This window comes from Candidatus Zixiibacteriota bacterium (assembly GCA_035380245.1).
Lineage (GTDB): Bacteria > Zixibacteria > MSB-5A5 > GN15 > FEB-12 > DAOSXA01.
Genome location: DAOSXA010000001.1, coordinates 483,009 through 502,565, shown reverse-complemented (window position 1 = coordinate 502,565; position 19,557 = coordinate 483,009). Strand labels below are relative to the sequence as shown.

General features: G+C 54.1%; 14 protein-coding genes. 8 read left to right on the top strand and 6 right to left on the bottom strand.

Features of this window, described 5'->3' with window-relative positions:
• Positions 1-698 precede the first annotated feature (698 nt).
• The 3 genes from PLF13_01985 to PLF13_01975 all read left to right on the top strand — a co-directional run bounded on the left by PLF13_01985 (position 699) and on the right by PLF13_01975 (position 5,868).
• A complete protein-coding gene (locus PLF13_01985) occupies positions 699-1,751 on the top strand; it encodes a DUF933 domain-containing protein (GenBank protein HOP06041.1) in 1,053 nt (350 codons plus the stop codon).
• A gap of 164 nt (positions 1,752-1,915) precedes the next feature.
• A complete protein-coding gene (lon, locus tag PLF13_01980) occupies positions 1,916-4,294 on the top strand; it encodes an endopeptidase La (GenBank protein ID HOP06040.1) in 2,379 nt (792 codons plus the stop codon).
• 32 nt (positions 4,295-4,326) lie between these two features.
• Complete coding sequence (locus PLF13_01975) at positions 4,327-5,868, top strand: NAD(P)H-hydrate dehydratase (protein ID HOP06039.1); 1,542 nt, start codon at positions 4,327-4,329, stop codon at positions 5,866-5,868.
• A gap of 158 nt (positions 5,869-6,026) precedes the next feature.
• Here PLF13_01975 and PLF13_01970 read toward each other — a convergent pair whose 3' ends face one another.
• The 4 genes from PLF13_01970 to PLF13_01955 form a co-directional block, all read right to left on the bottom strand.
• Positions 6,027-8,312 carry a M1 family aminopeptidase gene (locus PLF13_01970; GenBank protein HOP06038.1) on the bottom strand — a complete coding sequence of 762 codons (2,286 nt, stop codon included), beginning with the start codon at positions 8,310-8,312 and terminating at the stop codon, positions 6,027-6,029.
• Positions 8,313-8,356: 44 nt separating this feature from the next.
• Positions 8,357-10,624, bottom strand: a complete 2,268-nt coding sequence (locus PLF13_01965) for a M1 family aminopeptidase (GenBank protein ID HOP06037.1) — start codon at positions 10,622-10,624, stop codon at positions 8,357-8,359.
• Positions 10,625-10,989: 365 nt separating this feature from the next.
• Positions 10,990-11,571 (bottom strand): hypothetical protein, encoded by a 582-nt coding sequence (locus PLF13_01960; GenBank protein HOP06036.1) that lies wholly within the window; start codon positions 11,569-11,571, stop codon positions 10,990-10,992.
• 68 nt (positions 11,572-11,639) lie between these two features.
• Entirely contained in the window at positions 11,640-13,142 is a 1,503-nt protein-coding gene (locus PLF13_01955) for a tetratricopeptide repeat protein (protein HOP06035.1), read from the bottom strand.
• 166 nt (positions 13,143-13,308) lie between these two features.
• On the opposite strand from PLF13_01955, the gene PLF13_01950 reads away from it, so the two are divergent.
• Both PLF13_01950 and PLF13_01945 read left to right on the top strand, forming a co-directional pair.
• Positions 13,309-14,583, top strand: coding sequence for a hypothetical protein (locus PLF13_01950; protein HOP06034.1), 1,275 nt, complete (start codon positions 13,309-13,311; stop codon positions 14,581-14,583).
• Positions 14,584-14,587: 4 nt separating this feature from the next.
• A complete protein-coding gene (locus PLF13_01945) occupies positions 14,588-15,922 on the top strand; it encodes a terminase family protein (protein ID HOP06033.1) in 1,335 nt (444 codons plus the stop codon).
• 67 nt (positions 15,923-15,989) lie between these two features.
• Here the strand turns inward: PLF13_01945 and PLF13_01940 are convergent, their stop codons facing one another.
• Positions 15,990-16,331, bottom strand: a complete 342-nt coding sequence (locus PLF13_01940) for a PEP-CTERM sorting domain-containing protein (GenBank protein ID HOP06032.1) — start codon at positions 16,329-16,331, stop codon at positions 15,990-15,992.
• A 243-nt stretch (positions 16,332-16,574) separates the two neighbouring features.
• Between PLF13_01940 and PLF13_01935 the strand changes: the two genes are divergently transcribed.
• Complete coding sequence (locus PLF13_01935; GenBank protein ID HOP06031.1) at positions 16,575-18,014, top strand: hypothetical protein; 1,440 nt, start codon at positions 16,575-16,577, stop codon at positions 18,012-18,014.
• Here the strand turns inward: PLF13_01935 and PLF13_01930 are convergent.
• On the bottom strand, positions 18,001-18,702 hold the full coding sequence (locus PLF13_01930) for a hypothetical protein (GenBank protein ID HOP06030.1): 702 nt from the start codon (positions 18,700-18,702) through the stop codon (positions 18,001-18,003). The genes PLF13_01935 and PLF13_01930 overlap by 14 nt on opposite strands.
• Before the next feature lie 75 nt (positions 18,703-18,777).
• On the opposite strand from PLF13_01930, the gene PLF13_01925 reads away from it, so the two are divergent.
• Together PLF13_01925 and PLF13_01920 are read left to right on the top strand one after the other, a co-directional pair.
• Positions 18,778-19,089, top strand: a complete 312-nt coding sequence (locus PLF13_01925) for a hypothetical protein (GenBank protein HOP06029.1) — start codon at positions 18,778-18,780, stop codon at positions 19,087-19,089.
• The gene (locus tag PLF13_01920) at positions 19,076-19,489 is read left to right on the top strand and encodes a hypothetical protein (protein HOP06028.1); all 414 of its coding nucleotides are present in this window, start codon (positions 19,076-19,078) and stop codon (positions 19,487-19,489) included. The genes PLF13_01925 and PLF13_01920 overlap by 14 nt, the downstream gene beginning before the upstream one ends.
• Positions 19,490-19,557: the final 68 nt, after the last annotated feature.

The window sequence follows — 19,557 nt, the reverse complement described above, 5'->3', positions numbered from 1 at the left end:
GTAAAAACAAGAATCCGCAGTCCCTGGCTATATGTAGAAACTCGGTGGCCCGCCCGTCCACGGGTGGGATTGATGTGCCGTTGGACGTCTCTACCTGACAGTTCCTCGTAGGCCTGTTTTGTGTCGTCTTTGCGAGCGAAGCGAAGCAATCTTGATGTCGGGAAGGTGAGATTGCTTCGTCGCTTTGCTTCTCGCAAGGACCTGGATGGGGCATTATCAAACGATTCGCGGGGATTCAGGTTTCTGCGTTCGCGTGGCTTTGCGCGCGCGCACTCCGGAACCCGACATACGACACTCCTCGAAGACGTTCCAGGGGAATATCATGCCGGCGAAGGCCGGCATCAAGAGATGGGGTCGAAACCTGCAAGGTTTCGACAATTGTTATTGCAGGTCTCTCCGAGACCTGCAGCACCGCTGGTCCCCGGCCTCCGCCGGGGTGACGACAAGCGAGCCGTGCGTCTGGCTACTGGTGCAGGTGCAGACCAGGACGTCTGCCGCCCACGAAATGACATTGTTACCTATCTACCCGGTTTGTATCCACCTTATAATCCCACCCGTGGACGGGTGGGCCACCGGACGTCTGTCGCCCACGAAATGAGTTAATGAGCGGATTCGAAGACGGACCCGCCCGAGTTATCAACCCTGCTGTCTCTAACAACCACTTGCCATGATCGCCCGATTAGCGTACTTTCCAGCCTATGAAATTAGGAATAATCGGACCGCCTCAGAGCGGCAAAACGACTATCTTTAACGCCGCCGCCGGCAAAGAAGAAGCGGTCGGCGACTATAGTCAGGCCTCACACCGGGCCATTATCAAAGTCCCGGACGAACGGCTCGACAAGCTGGCCGAAATTGTCAATCCCAAGAAAATCACTTACGCCGAAATCGATTTTCTCGATGCTCCCGGTTTCACCGGCAAAGGGAAAGAATCCGGTGCGATCGATATCACCCCCGAGCTGAGGGAGATGGATGCCCTGATCATGGTGATCGATGCGTTCTCTCCCGATACCGATCCAAAAGCCGCCGTGCGCAATTTGTTCGATGAAATGATTCTTTCCGACCAGGTGATTATCGAAAACAACATCGAGAACAAATCCCGCCGCAAACAACTCACCGGTGATCAGTCGATGATGCGCGAGCTGGAACTTCTTGAAAAGCTCAAGGCTTGTCTCGAAGAAGAGCGACCGTTGATCGAGCTGGAACTGAATGATGAAGAGCGGAAGATGCTTCGCGGCTATCGGTTCATGACGCTCAAGCCGGTTCTGGTGGTGCCGAACATTGCCGAGAGTGATCTGGCGCGGCAGGATGAATTAACGGATGAGTATAAGTCCTTTGTCAGTCCGGGCAAATGCGAACTGGAAGTTATCTGCGGCAAGGTGCAGATGGAGCTGGTCGGGCTCGATCCCGAGGAGCAACAAGCGTTTTTCGAGGAATTGGGTGTCCGCGGATCGGCGATGGAGAAAGTAATCCAGAAATCGTATGCGTTGTTGGGATTGATTTCGTTTCTGACGGCCGGTCCGACCGAGGTTCGCGCCTGGCCGATTCGCAAAGGAACGACAGCGGTCCGAGCTGCCGGTACGATTCACAGCGATATCGAACGAGGTTTCATTCGCGCTGAGGTGACGCGCTACGAGGATTTCATTGAATATAAAACAGCCGCCGCGTTGAAAGCTGCCGGTAAAACTCGCCTTGAGGGCAAGGAGTATATTGTCCAGGACGGCGACGAGATTCTCTTCCGCTTTAACGTCTGAGCCGATGCTTAAATTCTTGAAACAGTGACCGTTATAACTATGTTTAAGGTACACTGACGAGCGGCGGCGCTCCCCGATGGTGTTCACTATCTGAGCAATCCTGCCGATATTGATATGGAGAGCATGTCGCCCTCGAATAAAAGTGAAATCTCAGGAGACCGTTTGTGTCAATAACCAAAGAAAAAGAACCGATTACCGATACACTGGTCCTGTCCATACTCCCCCTCAAAGGCACGGTCGTCTATCCCTACCTGGTCGTACCGTTGATGATACAGGACACCGAACAAACCCGTTTGCTCGACGAGGCGCTCATGCGCGGTGCGCGTATCGGTTTGTTCGTCCAGAAGGACCCCTCGGTGGATCATCCCGGTCCCGACGACCTCTACGCAATCGGAACCACCGGCAACATTCTCAAAATGCTCCGTTTTCCGGACGGTACGGTCCGTTTTTTGATTCAGGGACTGTCTCGGATCAGGATTAAAAAATACACTTCCGAATCGCCGTTCCTGACGGCCGCGGTCGAGGAACTCACCGAGACGCATACCTCCTCGGTTGAACTCGAAGCCCTCCGCCGCAACGTGATCGAACGGGTGAAAAACCTGGCTGAGTTGGCGCCGTATCTGACCGAGGAATTTCACGTTTCCGCGCTGAATCAGGATACACCGTCGAAGCTGGCCGATTTTGTCGCTTCCGGGATGAATATCCCTGTCCAGGCCAAGCAGGTGATTCTGGCTGAGCTGGATGTCTTTCGACGTCTGAAAGCTGTCTATGCGATTCTCAATAAAGAGATCGAAGTCCTCGAGCTGTCCAAGAAAATCCAGGCTCAGGCGGCCACTGAATTAGGCAAGTCACAACGTGATTATATCCTGCGCGAACAACTCAAGGCGATCAGAAAAGAACTGGGCGACGGCGACGGATCATCCGAGCTGGATGAGTTCGAACAAAAAATCACCGATGCTGCGATGCCGGAATACGCTGAGAAAGCGGCGCTCAAGGAATTGGATCGCCTCTCGCACATGTCGCCCTCATCGGCCGAGTACACCGTGGCGCGCACTTATCTCGACTGGCTCGTGTCGCTTCCCTGGTCGGTTGCGACCGACGATAAGCTCGATCTGCGCGAGGCTAAGAAAATTCTCGATGAAGACCATCACGGTCTCGAAAAAGTCAAGGACCGCATTCTCGAACAACTGGCCGTACGCAAGTTGAAGAAGGATGTCAAAGGCCCGATCGTTTGTTTCGTCGGCCCGCCCGGGGTCGGCAAGACCTCGCTGGGGCGCTCGATCGCACGTGCGATTGGACGTAATTTCGGACGGGTGTCGCTTGGCGGCATGCGTGATGAAGCCGAAATTAGGGGACACCGCCGTACTTATATCGGAGCGATGCCGGGACGAATCATCCAGATGATCAAGCGTTGCGGGTCCAACAACCCGGTGATCATGCTCGATGAAATCGACAAACTCGGTTCCGATTTCCGAGGTGATCCTGCCTCGGCCCTGCTTGAGGTGCTCGATCCCGAACAGAACGACAGCTTTTCCGATCATTATCTCGAACTGCCGTTCGACCTTTCCGGGATCATGTTCATCACTACCGCCAACTGGCTCGAACCGATCCCAAACGTTCTGCTCGACCGTATGGAGATTATCCGTCTGCCCGGTTATACCGATATCGAAAAGCTGGCGATCGCTAAAAAGCACTTGATACCTAAACAGTTGGTCAATCACGGTCTGACCGAGGCCAACCTCGAACTGGATGACTCGGCGGTCAAAGCGATTATCGACGGTTATACCCGTGAGGCGGGACTGCGCAATCTCGAACGTGAAATCGCATCGGTCGCACGAAAAGCAGCCCGGAAAGTGGCTTCCGGCTACAAGAGGAAAATCAAGGTCGATGCCAAACAGGTAGCCAAGCTGCTCGGCCCGCAGAAATTCGTTCGCGAAGTCCTCGAACGCAAGGGGCAGGTGGGAGTGGTGCCGGGTTTGGCTTATACCTCCGTCGGCGGCGAGATTTTGTTCATCGAAGCGACCGCAATGGAAGGTAAGAATACGCTGACCCTCACCGGTCATCTCGGCGATGTCATGAAGGAGTCGGCTCAGGCGGCGTTGTCGTTCCTGCGCTCCAATGCGGGGGAGTTGAAAATCGACAACGATGCTTTCGAAAACCGACAGATTCACATTCATGTTCCCTCGGGAGCGACGCCCAAGGATGGACCGTCGGCGGGAATCGCCATGCTGGTGGCGCTTTCGTCATTGTTTACCGGTCGGGCGGTCAAGCCCTGTCTGGCCATGACCGGTGAAATTACTCTGCGCGGGCAACTGCTGCCGATCGGCGGTCTCAAGGAAAAACTCCTGGCGGCTTACCGCGCCGGGGTGGAGACGGTGATATTACCGAAGGAAAACCAGAAGGATACCGCCGACATTCCGCCGGAGATCAAGAAGAACATAACGCTGAAGTTTTTTGCCGACGCTCTCCCGGCGATTGATTTCGCCCTGGAACCGTCGTCAAAGGGCAAGAAAACGAATACGAAACGCGGCAAGGCAAAATAAGCCGTTCGCGCCGCGATGGATGAGTGAGCGCGATGAAACTGGTTACATCGGATGAAATGCGGCAGGTCGATCGCGAGACAATCGACCAATTTGGAATTCCCGGTCCCGAGTTAATGGAAAATGCCGGATTCGGAATTGCCGAACGGATCCTGGCGATGGTCTCTCCTGAAGACGATGGTTATTTCACCGTTATCTGCGGTAAGGGGAACAACGGCGGCGATGGTTTTGTCGTGGCTCGCTATTTACACGAAGCGGGTTGTGAGGTGGAGGTGTTCTTTGTCGGACCACCGGAGAAGCTCTCGCCCGATGCTCGTCTTAACTACAACCGGGCACTCGATCTCGACCTCAACTTGACCGAGATAATTTCCATCGAATCGCTCCCCGAGGAACTCAATTCCGATTATATCATCGACGCCGTTTTCGGCACCGGTTTCAGCGGAGCGCCGCGCGGCATTACCGCTGAGTTGATCGAGTACATGAACGATCAACCGCAGCCGGTGCTGGCGGTCGATATGCCCTCCGGTCTCAACGCCGATACCGGTCAACACGAGGGAGCGGTGGTCCGGGCGGTGGCGTCGTACACACTGGCGCTGCCGAAATACGGGCTATATGTTTCACCCGGCCGCGAACTGTCCGGGCCGGTGCAGGTCGTGCCTATTGGCGTACCGGATGAGGTCCTGCGTAAATTCGATTTTAGAACGGATCTGATTTCTCCCTTCGATGTCAAAATACTCCTGCCGCAACGACAACCCGAAGGACACAAGGGAAATTTCGGCAAACTGCTTATTCTGGCCGGCTCGACCGGTATGACCGGAGCGGCGGCGCTGGCCGGTAAGGCGGCTTTTCGTTCCGGCAGCGGTTTAGTAAAAATCGCCTGCCCGCGCAGTTGTCTGCCACTGATTGCCTCGCAGATTTTAGAGGCGACATCCTGGCCTTTACCTGATGTTGCTAAAAAAGGAGCATTGGCGATGCGCGGTTTGGGCGAGGTCAGGGCATTGCTCAAAGAACAGGATGCGATCGCTATCGGTCCCGGAATCGGACAACATCGCGAGACGGCGGAATTGGTGCGCAGACTTTTAACGACACTCGACAAGCCGGCGGTGATCGACGCCGATGGTCTCAACGTACTTGCCGGTCACATGGATATCGTACGCGAATGTCCCGCGCCGCTGGTGTTAACGCCGCATCCGGGTGAGTTCAAGCGGCTGTCGGGGAAATCGGTTCCGACCGACATCCACGGCCGTCTGGCCATCGCACGCGAGTTCGCTTCGGAATACGATGTAGTGCTGGTTCTCAAAGGTTCCCCGACGGTGGTTGCCGATCCCAAAGGCAACGCCTGGGTTAACTCAACCGGCAACAACGGTATGGCCACCGGCGGTTCGGGTGATGTCCTCACCGGCGCGATCGGTTCGTTGCTGGGGCAGGGGCTGGATGCGATTGACGCTGCCGTATGCGGTGTGTTCGTGCATGGTCTGGCCGGGGATCTGGCTGCTCTCGATCTGGGTGCACGCTCGATGATTGCGGGCGACCTGGTTGAATTTCTCCCCGATGCTTATCTGGCGATAGAAGGATAATTCAGTTCATCCATGGAATGTAGGGCAGGTCTCCCCGAGACTTGCCGCCGTGTTGTCGAAACCGGTACGCGCAATCAGGGAGGCGCTTCGCTAAATAAAATCGTCGGGTAAAAATTGGACCAACACCCCGTTGAATCAGGATATCTGTTGTTGCACCACTACAGCACGGCGCAGCCTATCAGCGGGGGAGGACCGCCGGAGAACATATAGGTTACCAGATAGACAAGGTCGGCGATGTCGATACTGCAATCGTTGTTGACATCCGCTTGTTCGGGATACGGCGGTGGTGGTCCCAGCTGGAACATATATGTAACGAGAAAAACGACGTCGGCAATATCCTGGCTTTCATCACCGTTGATATCCCCCGGGACAATCTGTCGCGGGACGATATGTAACTCGAATTCCTGCTCGTCCCAATAGTTACTCCCGTTGTCGTCGACCATTAAGGTGAACAGGTATTTTCCGGTATCGGTCGGTCGACCGCTCAGCAGGGCAGTCTCCGTATCGAAAGTCATCCCGGGTGGAAGAGTACCTTCGACGAAACTGAAAGTATTATCTTCACTGCCGCCTCGACATTCCATCTCAATCGAATAGGCTGCGTTAACGGGACTGTCGGGTAATCGATTGGGCACGATGAAATGAAGCCGCCAGTTGATTTCCGTTTCGTAATTCATCAACCAGTCACCTGGATCGATATCGATGTCCACCATCGGGGACTCGAATTCGAAAGCGAACACGTTTTTACGTCGGTCAACCCAGAGCCGCAACGTGTCGGTGGGACCGCTTTCAAGTTGCAGAACAACATCCACCGGCATGATGAATACCTGGGGCTCGGTGGTCTGCATCTGATCCAGAGCCAGATAGATATTATAGGTTCCGGAATCGGTCGGTTCGTTAAGGAAGGCCCAAAGGTAACGGGGACGATATTCACCGTAAAGCCACTGGTCGAAAAACCAGTTCAATTCAAGGCCGGTGGTTTGCTCCCAGAAATCGATATATTCAGCCGTGGACAGGGAGTGGAAGCGGTATTGCGAGTGTGTGTAGGCATCGACGGCATCGAAAAATACCGAGTCTCCGATAGCCCGGCGCAACATGTGGAGCATCCAGGCTCCCTTGTCGTATACGATGATGTCGAATACATCTGCTTTGGTAGTGGTGTCGGTGCGGTAGATCGTGCCGCCATCGGTGTATTCGAGTCCGTTCATGTATTCATGATATCGTTGCCATTGATGATGGGCGTATTTGTACTGGAAGTAAAGAGCCTCGGAATAAGTGGCCCAGGCTTCGTTGAGCCAGATATCGGCCCAGCTTTTACATGAAATCATATCTCCGAACCAGGAGTGAGACATTTCATGGGCGACTACGTATTCCTCGAAACCCCAGTACGAGGAGTATTCCGGCATAATACTGGTGGAAGTCATCGTAATATGCTCGGTAGCGCCCCAGTACTCGGTCGTGGCATGGCCATACTTGCAGTTGACGTAGGGATAAGTCCCGTATAACGAGGACAGCTCAGTCATGATGTCGGGTGTGATATCCAGCATATCGAGCGATTCATCGACCGCCTGCGGGTAGACTGCCTGCACGATCGGCATCGAATCCGCACCGTCGTTGTAGTACCATTGGTCGTACCATATTTCGTAATCGGCTACGGCCAGGCTGATCAGGTCGGTTTCAGCCGGATATGGCAGGAAATAGTACCAGTTCAACACATGCACCATGCCGAATATCGTTACCACCGAGTCCAGATTGCCGTTGGAGACGACATAAAAATCGTCAGAGGCACGCACCGTTATGGCCATGGAGTCGCACAGGTCGTCCCGGCGATCCTTGCAGGGCCACCATGATCGCGCCCCGTAAGGCTGAGAATGGCTGTAAATCACCGGATCGGTATAATAGTTGGACTCGAAGAAAAAACCGGGGGAAATCGGATGTTCTCCGTCGGGATGACCCTGATAAAAGACTGTCGTTTCGACCGTGTCGCCGATGGAATGCGATTCATCGAGCGTCACGATAAGAACATCGCCGTCGCGATTGAACGTAAGTGTTGATGCCGGTGACTTGACGGAATCGACGATCATGTTTGATAAAAGGTCGTATTGAAGCTCGCTGGTGTTGTTCTCGGCGATTTTCGATACCGTTCGCAAATGGCCGTACAGGTACTCGGTGGTGTCGTCGATATCCAGCCAGAGATCGTAAAACAGCACATCGTAATTGGTCTGAGTGCATTCGACGGTTGTCTGTTTAAGCAGACTTTGCTTGACGGCAGCATCAACCGTTGCTCCCGCTTTTCCCTGAGCCAGCCAGCGGTGGAGTTCGGAAGGAGTCGGAGACTCGGACATATCCCCGGTTGGAACCGATTGGGCGCCGATCGACCAGACGGCAAAAACGACTAGAACAAGTGTCAGACCGATAAGGAGATTATTGCTGTTTCTTCGAATCATGCCCGGCCTCGTTTATATCGTTCTTTTCCGATATGAATCTCTATTTATGGTTCAATACATCCAACTACCGGTTCCGGACCTTCCTGGAACATGTATTCGACCAGATAGATCAGATCCGCAATATCCAAGACGCACGAGCCGTTAACATCTGTCAGATTAATAACCGGCGGTTCCGGACCTCCCTGGAACATATAGGTCGCCATATATACCAGGTCGGCAATGTCGAGAGAGCCGGACATGTCGATATCGCCGGGGACTAGATCCGGCTCGATGACATGCAGGAAAAACTGCTGTTCGTCCCAGTAGTTGCTTAAATTGTCGTCAACGTATACGGTAAAGGTGAATTGCCCGGTATCGGTCGGCTGACCGGAGATGATTGCGGTGTTGGGATCGAAAACCAGACCGTTCGGGAGTGAGCCCTCGATCCAGGAAAAAGTATTGTCACCGCTGCCGCCCCGAGTGTCCAGAAGCAATTCGTAGTCCAGGTAGGTGTAGGCCACGGGCAATTCATTCTCGACGATAAAATGCATTTTCCAGTTAATCTCGGTAGTGTAGTTCATAACCCAGTTGGCCGGATCGATATGCACGTCAACGATCGGATCATCGAGCTGGCGAACGAACACCTTGCGACGCAGATCGAGATTAAAAACCATAGTGTCCTGCATGCCGGCTTCGGTTTCTAAAACGACATCGACCGGCATGTGGAAAACCTGTGGTTCGGTGGTCTGCATCTGATCGATGGCGATGTACGAGGTATAGGTACCGTCGCCGTTCGCCTCGTTAAGAAAAGCCCAGAGATAATGCGGGCGATATTCACCGTAGAGCCAGTCTTCGAAGAAAGTTCTCAGTTCGACTCCGGTTGCCTGTTCCCAAAGGTCAATAAACTGGTCGGTGGTAACCGAACCGAAGCGGTATTGAGAGCTGGTATAAGCATCCAGGCCGGTAAAGAAAAGCGAATCACCCAGGACACCGCGCAGCATGTGGATTAACCAGGCGGCTTTATCGTAAACGATGATATCGAACAGATTGTCGACATCGAGGGTGTCGTAACGGTAGATCGTCCCACCTTCGGTGTGGTCCATGCCGGCCATATACGTATGATAGGCGCTCCAGCCGTTCGCGCCTGCCTGAGCCTGGAAGTACAACGCCTCGGAATAACTGGCCCAGCCCTCGTTCAACCATAAGTCAGCCCAGCTATGACAGGTCATCATGTCTCCGAACCACTGATGAGCCAGCTCATGCACTACGGTCGCTTCATTGAAACCCCAATCATAGTATTGATGACACCAGGTTGAAGTCATGGTCTGGTGTTCCATCGCCGCCGTCCATTCGAAATTGGCATGGCCGTATTTCAAGTCGGCGTATGGATATAACCCGTACAGATCGGAGTAGATGGTCAGCGCTCCCGGTGTTACGGCCAACATCTCTTCAGCCGCAGCGCGTTTATCGGGATAAACGGCGTTGATGATCGGCATAGTGTCGGCGCCGTTGTTGTAAACCCATTCATCCTCGAAGATATAATACGGGTATAGTGCGATGCTAAACAGGTAGCTGACCATCGGATACGGCATGACATAGTAGAATTTGCGTATCTGCGTCTGGCCGAAAGGCGTCACGATCGAATCCAGGCGCCCGTTGGAGGCTACGTAAAAATCTCTTTGCGCCTCGATGCACACGGTGAAAGTATCGGCCTTGTCGTCGTTGCGATCCTTGCAGGGCCACCAGCTTCGCGCGCCGTATGGTTGCGACAACGATGAATAGCACGGCTCGTTGGCATAGGTTGTATCGAAAGAGAAACCACCGATGAACGAGGTTGCATCGAGAGGACGTCCCTGGTAGTAAATGTACAGGTGGAAGAGGTCATCGACGTTATAGGAATTATCGAGATCGATAAGTATCATGTTGTCGGATCGAGAGAAGGAAAGCGATCCTGAAGGAGCCACGATCGAGTCGACCGTCATGTTGTCGGCTAAATCGACCTGGATAGCGTTAACGGCCGGCTGGGCGGCGCGAGCGTAGATTCCGACCGATCCGCGTAATTCCTGAGTCGTGTCGTCGACATCGATATAGATGTCGTATTTGAGGACATCATAGTTCTCCTGAGTGTTGACCAGGCTGCTTTTCTGATTAAGTTCATCAATCAATCGACCTTCCAGCCAACCGCGTGATTTAGCGTAGGCTTCGAGACGATGTAGTTCCGTGGGAGTGGGATTGGAGTGATCAACGAAGTCCGGTGTTTCTGAAGCTGCGACTGAAACTCCGATCATTAATATCAGGGTTGCAAGAACAGCAACCAACTTATGCGGATGCATCTGGCTCAAAGTCAGTTCCTTTCTTTCCGGTGAATATCGAGATAGTCCAACCTAACAACGTTGGCCAACACGTTTTGTTTAGTATCCCGGATACGCATATACATTTAGTGAATCGGAAAGCCGTATTCCTGGCTCGGCTTTATCCGATTAAGTGGCGGTGAATATGGGCGACAGCAATCCCACGAACTTATATCGATTGAAACACTGGTTTAGCTTGTCGCATAAATCGAATGAGCGCTGGTATCAATTAACAATATACGCACAACCGGCGACAGGTCAATGCTTTATCGAACGGGAGGTGAAGAGATAATAAAAAAAGCCCGGCGGGAACGCCGGGCTGTGCTTCTTATGAAATGAAGACCAAATTATTCGGCTTTTTTAAAGACGAACGCTGGGACAATCGTCAGTTTTTCGGCTTCCGCCTGCGGGATGGTATCCGGCGGGTCGGTGAACTGAATGGCGTAGGCGATCATCATGAGAGAATTATTCGGATGTGTGGTGGTGGTGTCAATCAGAAGTTCCTTGATCGGGGAGCCGTCAAGCGACGAAACGAACACGGTGGCTACACGACCCGGGCCACCCTTGCTTGGCGGCATGAAATTCTGGGTCGGTCCCATATTGGCTACCAGACCGAGGGTTACACACTGAATGGTAGTATCGGCGCGGAATCCCTTGAAGGTAAATTCCTCAACCCTGCCGCCGGTGTAGACGGCCGAATCTGCTACAATCTTGGTTTGCCCCGCATGCAATTCGAGCGGGATAGAGAGGGCCTGTACATACTCATCGTTGAATACCGACACCGTTATCGTCCAGGTCGTTTCATTTATCTGTCCCACCTCGGCATATACGGTGTCGAGAGCTGAGAATTGATCGACCTGTCCCCAGGCGAAAGTCGGCAACAACGCCAAAGTAGCCAGGATGAACAGTTTCTTAACAGATGATTTCATCGTTCCTCCAGATGGTCAATAATCCTTATTCCCAATGATGTTACACTTTCGTTATCAAAAGGATCCTGTTATTCCCATACATCGGCTCTGGTCACCGATGACCTGAGTCGCTGGATCAGGGCTTCGGCTGCCTCCGGATTGCCAATCAGGCGTCTTTGAATATCGGCAGCCTGTAGGAGGGCCTGCTGGCCCTGGTAGGTTTCCGGGTATTTATCGAAGATCGAAATCAGGATATTCGCCGCCTGCTGGGGCTCATCTCGCCGCAATAAAGCCTCGGCTTTGTACTTCAATCCGCGAACCTCAAACACCGTACCGACATTCTTTTCAGCGAGCCGGTCATAATAAACCACGGCGTCATCGAGCCATTTATCCGCCAGTTCATCTTGACCGAGTTCACGATATTTATCGGCTATATACAGGTAAGCAGCCAGAGCCGGTTCGGATCCCCGGTATGATTCTATCAGGTATTTGTATTCGGTTTCAGCCCGAGTCCATTTCCCCTGCCGCTCAAAAGTCTGTGCCATGGCCTGTTGAGCCTGGGGAGTCATGTCGAAGTATCGCTGGTAGTTACGCTTCAAATCTACCAGCATCTGACGGGCGATATCGTAATTCCCTCGTTCCAGATGCGCCAGAGCCGATTTAAACATCATAACCGGTTGGTAAAGAGAATCAACCTCACCCAGTTCGAGACGAATTTCATCGTAGATAGCAATCGCCGAATCGTATTGGTGGAGTGAGGCCACCATGATATCCGCCATCCGAAGTCTTATCTTGATATAAGCCGGATCGGACGGATCGAGCAGACTTCGAAGCTCCGCCACCGCCATCTGGGGTTTGCCGATGCCCAGATAGAGCCGGGCAAGAATCGCTCCGGCGCTGGCGGAGGTTTCTGATTCCGGAAAATCGGACTGGAGATGCCGATAGTAAGTCTCTGCCAGGTCCAGTCGGTTGGCCGCTAAGGTTGAATCTCCCAGAACCACCGCGAGTCGATACAGGTGGAACGGTAGTTGAATCAGAGTCGATACGACTTTCGCGGAGTCATCTATAGGGGGATAAAATTCATTCAATGTAGTTGAGTACACCGCCAGGGCGCTGTCCCATTGACCAGCCGATTGTAGTGACTTGCCAAGGTTGAGCAGGCTCGTCATGCGGCCGGCGCCGTGCAGCGGCACCTTGTTCAACAACGTTTCCAGCAGAGTAACGGAAGTATCGAAATGTCGAGCGGAATAATGAAGCTGAGAGAGCAGGTTGGTCGCCCGAAAGGCCAGATAGCGCAATTGACGTACTTCGACATCGTTGCCGTCGTTGAGCGAATCCAAAGAGACCAGGCAGAAATCCATCGCCTTGCGATAACCGATTGCCGCTTCCCGGACGATCTGTTCATCGTCGTGACGGGGACCAACACTACCGCTACGGTAGACGCGGTCGGCGTCATAGATCAACCGCTCAGCTTCATAGCGCAGACGAACGGCCGGACTCTCATTGCACGAGATCAACAGCAGTGCCGTTGCAATCAACAAGATGCCTGTTACGAGGCTCTTCATAGTCATATTATCGGTAGTTATGGTCATAGTTAAATCATTTAGGCTGAATAATATAGAGACGCATATAAGCTGCCACAAGCGGTTTTTACATCAGCTTCGTAAGGCTTATACCAGTCATTCGTGATTAAGATCAAAATCATTATAACTCTTGTGTAACCGGCCAGGTGGTGACTTCTGGGAAAAAGGAGTTGCCATGAAACTGTTTACGCGTATGAAAAAACGGGCGGATCAGCCCATCAGCACTCGGGTCATAGCGGCCGACCGGGCTTCAGGAAGGTCCGACCGGCGTTTGATGACGCACCGCAAGTTGCAGGCTATGTTGGATATTTCCCGGGATGATATCCGTCAGGGAAACTACCGTACCCGACTTTATCGTTTTCTTACCGATCATGTGCCGGTGATTGACAGTTGTGTCTGGACCTGGAGCCGATTGGCGGCAGCCCCGGGGCGTTTCGAGTTGATCGACACCTCGGGACAGCCGGTCGAAAGTACTACTGATCGCTCCGCCCTCAATGAGCTTACTACCCGAATCGGATTGACCACCGCCGGGCGGCGCCAGGAACTGCGGCCGTTCCTGATCGAGCTGTTTCGAGGTCTTTTTCGCGACGGCCTGTTCGGCGGATTCGCGACTGTCCGACAGGATGGTTCCGGTCTGGACTGTTTCATCCCGGTCGATCCGGTCGATCTTGCCTGCGATACCGACGGCGTCGTACCGAAACTGAAACTGGAGAACGGCGACCGGACCGTCAGTCTCGACCGCGCCGACTACTACCAGATCATCCTCGGCGACGGTCTCACCACACCGCTGGGGCGTTCGATTCTGGCCTCGATTCCGTTCGTAACCTATATCGAGCAGCAGTTGGTGGATGACATGCGGCGGGCCAGCCACAATTCCGGATTTCATCGTCTGCATGTCAAGATCACTCCCCCGGAACGGTTGTCCGGTGAATCCGACCGTGCTTATGTCGAACGCATTAATGGTTATTTCGACAGCACCGTGTCGATGATAAAATCCTGTGAGGTGGACGACAACCCGGTTACCTGGGACAACGTACAGATCGAGTATATCGGACCTGAAAACACCCGAGCCGTCAGCAACAACTGGTTCATGAACCATCGCGCCATGATCGAGGAAATCTGCGCCGGGACCAATCTGGCGCCGTTCCTGCTGGGCTATTCTTACGGCGATACCACTACCTGGGCATCTTTCAAATTCGACCTCGTGATGCGGCAGGTTACCACGGTTCAGGCGCAGGCGGCGGCGTTTCTGAGCTGGCTCGGTGACATTCATCTGGCCCTGAATGGTTCTTCGTATCGTTGCCGATATCGTTTCGACAACGGTATGGCCTGGCAGGCGGCCGACTCGGCCAGAGTGGCTACGGAACGGATCGACGGTCTCCTGCGTCTCTACGAGGCCGGTCTGATCGACCGCTCCGAAGCCCAACGCAAGGCGACAGGATTGATCTGATCCCGTGCTGAAACATTTCGACTGGGTGCGGGGATTTACCGATCCGGCTTATTTCGCAAGTGAGGCGCTGGGAGTAACGCCTCATCCCGGACAGGAGCGATGGCTTTCCGAATCCAACCGGCGCGAGAATCTGCTCGTAACCGGCAACCGCTGGGGCAAGTCGTTCGTGTCGGCTCTCAAGGTGATTCATCATGCTATCTATCGTCCGCGACCACTCCGTTTCGACAACAACGCCCGCTACCGGATCGTTACGGCCTCCATCACCCAGGATCAGGCGGCGATCATTTTCAACCAGGTAGTCCGGTTCGTGCGCCAGACGGACTGGCTGAGTGAGTTGGTAACCGGGCACGGTCAGACTCCCTATCCGCATCTGGAATTCGGCAACGGCAGTCTGATCGAGGCTCGCTCGACTCAGAACCGTGGGCAATACCTGCTTGGACAAGACTACGATTTGTTCCTTTTCGACGAGGTAGCGTTCGAAACCGACCCGGAATACGTGGTGGAAGAGGTTATCGCCATGCGCCTGGCCGACCGCGCGGGCCGCCTGGATCTGATCAGCACCCCGAACGGCAAAAATTGGTTCTACCGGCGGGTGCGAGAGGTGATCGATAATAAGCGTCCCGGTTATTTTCAATCCGGCGACAGTCGTGAGAACAGTCATATCTCGGCCGACTATCTGGACGACCGGGTGAAGTATTTCTCGGACCGAAGACTCCAGCAGAATATCATGGGGCAATTCGTCGATACGGGCGGCGAAATTATTCCCGGCGGCGATATCGACCGGGCTTTGGATTGTTTCATCGAGTCGCCTTCGGCGAGCGTACCGCCGCCGCTGTATCTCTCCGGCTGGGATCTGGCCCGCAAGCGCACGGCTACCGTCGGTGTTACTGTAGCGGTACACGGCGAAACCGCTCGGATAGTGAAACTCGAACGAATGCGGCGATTCGACTGGAATATCGTCATCGACCGGATCAAGCGACGCCAGGAGGAGTTTCCCGGGAGACTAATAGTGGATGCTACCGGCCTCGGTGACGTGGTTGTCGAGCAGTTGGCCGAATTCAAGCCGGAAGCGGTTATTTTCAACGCTTCCACCAAGGCTCAATTGCTGGCCAATGTCGAGCTGTTCCATGCTCGCGGCAATCTCGCTTACGAGCGCTGGGAGCTGCCCGACGGTCCGGGGAGAGTCTGGTCGCTGGAGGATGAACTGCGAGCGGCGCGTTGGGACGACAACAACGAGTGCGATGCTCTCATGGCGCTGGCGCTGGCTTTGTGGCCCCTGAGAAAAAGATCGGAGGCGATTATCGAACCGCGTTTGGGGAGAATCAGCCGCACCAAATGAAAACCCCTCGAGGAGGAGGATCTCAAGGGGTTGGGAATGGATAGAGTGTCGGGAACAGGTATGGGGATTATTTGTGCTTTCTCATTGCCACGTGAGCCGCCCCAAGACCGGCCAGCAGGAGCAGAATAGTACTAGGTTCAGGAACGACCTCAACTGCGTCATCGCCATCGCCGCCGTTGGTGACATCATACGTTTGATCGCGGCTGTCCAACACGTTCTTCTGGCCGTTCAATTCCTTGACATGGCTTTGAGGATGATGTTGCTGCGTCAGAGAAACGTTTGTCCCGGCACTGCTGGGAACACCAACTCCGTAGACGTCGTCGAACGTTACCGTCATCACCAGGATGAAGATAATCAAGGCGACCAGCCATTTCAGAGGGTGGGTTTCTTTCTTTGTGTATACAGTCATCGCAGTCATCCTCATGTTGAGATATATTTCTTAAGCATCTTTCAAGCAACTGCTGTGCCGGGCTTGTTACAGGGGTTTGACGAGACAGTTAACACGTTGTCAGATAATGCGGTAAGCATTGTGTCGAGGAGGGTGGGTATGGGGTGAATCCCATACCTGTCAGAGCAACTCTCTGCGCATTTTTTCCTCAGAATTCATACAGCTTCACAGTTCCGGCGCTTAAGTAAAGAGAACGGAGGATTTATGAGCGCCAGTTTAGGAAGAGTAACGGCCCGTCTGGCTGAGCCGGCTGAGACCGCCGAAGCGGACCTGGTTCACCTTATCAACGAGAACATCAATCCGCCCGACCCGGTCACCGAGGCCGAGGTCTACATCCGGGCTATGTATGTCACTTCGGATCAGGTCAACAGCTTCGGCGGCTGTTTCCCGGCGGTGGAACATCCCTGCCTGGCTGAATTGCTGATCGACTCGCCGGTCATGGTGGGACATCGTAAAGACAAACTCCCCATCGGTCGAACGTTCCACGCCGTAGTGGTTGAACGCGATGGTCTCAGTTGGGTTAAAGCCTACTTCTACTGGCTCAAGAGCGCCGAAGGAGCTCATTCGCTGGCTGAAAATGTCGACGGCGGCATCTATAAAGAGTGCTCGGTGGGATTTACCTTCCTGTTGCCGGAGTGCTCGATCTGCGGTAAGGATATCCGTCGTTGCCAACATGAACCGTTTGAGCGGTACGAGGTCGACGGCAAGGCCGTTGTCTGTCATTACAACTATCGCAAGCTGGAACGGGTATTGGAAACCTCGCTGGTTTATCGCGGCGCAGCGCCGGGGACATCCATCACGCGTGAATTGGCGCTCACTCAGGAGTCGGTTCTAGCACCGGTGAAACTGGCCGATTTGAGTTTTTTGCCGGATGCCGACCGTTATCTGGTCATGCCGCATTACGAGGGGATCGAAGTGCGAGTGGCGGCTGATCGAGATCGACTGAAAATCGTGGCGGCGAATGAAAGCAGCGAAGAATCGGTAAGGGCGCTGTTGGTTGGATATCGCGGCAAGGAACGTCGCTCCGTCAAGGAACTGACCGCATTTCTCGATGACCGCTCCGGTCCCGTGACCAGAGTCGAATTGAAGCTGTATCCATCCGATGAAACGGAGGCTTTGCTGTCGTTGACGCCGCCTGACGGGTGCACCGTTCACGCCGTACGTTACCGGGAATGTGACCGCGATAATCTGTCGCAAACCGCCGCGGCCCTGGCGACGCGTGAGGGCGTGCGCATCCGGCTCGGAGATCGAACCGACCAGATTGATTATCTGGCTCGCGTGCCTGCGCCGACAACTACCGACCGCTCTTATCGTTTGCATTTGCTGAGAAACGACCGCGCCCGTCTGACATTCATCGAGCCGGAGCGGGAGCGGTCGTTGCTGATCCGGCAGTTCAGTCAGGCGCGATTGATGAAAGGAGCCCGGTTCGTGGCGGAAACGCTCGCCAAGGATTACCGGCCCGAACCGGCCATGCACAGCGCCGGCGGGACGATTATCAATCTCTCCCGAATGGACGAGAGTTTCGTCATGGAACTGACCGGTACTTTGTGCGGACGATTCGCATTACAACCGATCCGCTTACACGGTCGCGAACGCCTGCTCTTTTACCGGCTGATCGATGGGGAGCGACCTACTGCTGACTGATAAGGCTCAGGGTGCGGTTGAGTGATCCGCCTCGGATGTTCTGCTGAACCAGGCCGACATCCGGCACGTAGTATTCATCGGCTGTTACGTCCGGGTCGCCGTCGATCGGATTCCGATAAAGACCGGTGCGGAAATGATAAGTGCTGAATGAACCGGCCGGCAGATGCAGCAACTCGCGTCCCTGGTACTCCCTGGTGAAATAGAAGCCGTAATAAGCGTAGTACCAGATCAGCTTGACATCCTCGCCGCCGTCGGAGTAATGCGGGGTGTAACCCTGCCAGGGATCAACTTCTTCGGTCGACCGCACCATCATTACCGGCGGTACAGCGAAATAACTCAGGATTTCGTCGTCTCCGTCCTGTCGCCAATAGCCGTTTTGCAGGATCGACACCGAGGTCACCTTGAGATTGATAAGGGATTCATCACCGTCTTTGATCACCCAGTCATTGCCGTCGCCGCTGATATTGACGGTCTCGTAGTCGGTCGTAACGGTAATACTGAAGTCGGTATTGGTTACGGTATCGGTCTGAAGGTAAATCATGCTGCGGCCGTTTTCCAGACCGAGCAGGCGAAGGCCGTCGAACGAACCGGTCGACTCGGAGGGATTGCCGTCTTCGGTGCAGCCGGCCCAGAGTAACACCGCCATGATGACGCCCAGTAACGATATGATAACACGAATAACTTTCACGGGTCTCCTTTGATTCGGTTAAGCTAACGGTGATCCGTAAAGGCCCGAACAGTCAACTAAAAACGGGGAAGAAGCATGTTCAGAAACGACACCGGACCGGCGGCGCTGATCAGCGGGCCGCTGTTGAATTTCATAACGATCATCCTCGGTATTGCCGCCGCTTATTTTCTGACGATTCAGTCGCTCAAGGTGGAACTGGCGGCCAAAGCCGAGTCGGCGGTGGTGGAAACATTAGACAAGAAACTGGCGGCTTTCGAGGTAATTATCCGTCAGGGATTAGTCGATAAGGAGCAGTTTTATCGCTTTTCCAACGACCTCGAAGCCCGCCTGGCTCGAATCGAATACTACCTCAAAGACAATACAGGAGTGACCATTGACAAACCATGAAGTGGATGAGGCGTTGATCGAACGGTTGCTTGTCGATCTTGACGACCACCGCTTGCCGCCGGTCGATCTGGATCGGCTGGCCGAGCAACTGCGCCTGGCTCGGGATCGCATTCATTGCCTGACCGAACAGGAGACGGAACTGCAACTCCTGCGCGAGGACTACACCGCCCGTATCGCCGGGATGCTCAAGGCGGTCGCCGTGGCGGAGCGATCCGAAGCAGGCACGCTGGAAACAACCGAGCGGATAGAACGACTGACACAGTTGTCGGCGACCGATTTAATAAGGCAGTACCGGATCGCGGCAGCCCGGTATCGTGATGCTTTTCCGGCTAGTTTCCGGCCGTTGACCGCGCGGACTCAGAACCTGCCCAATCAACGCCGTATCGAAGATTACAAGTAATCCGTGGGATTATCATCCCGACCGCGTGGGAATCTGTCCCGGTCATGAATCAGAAATTATCCTGAAAG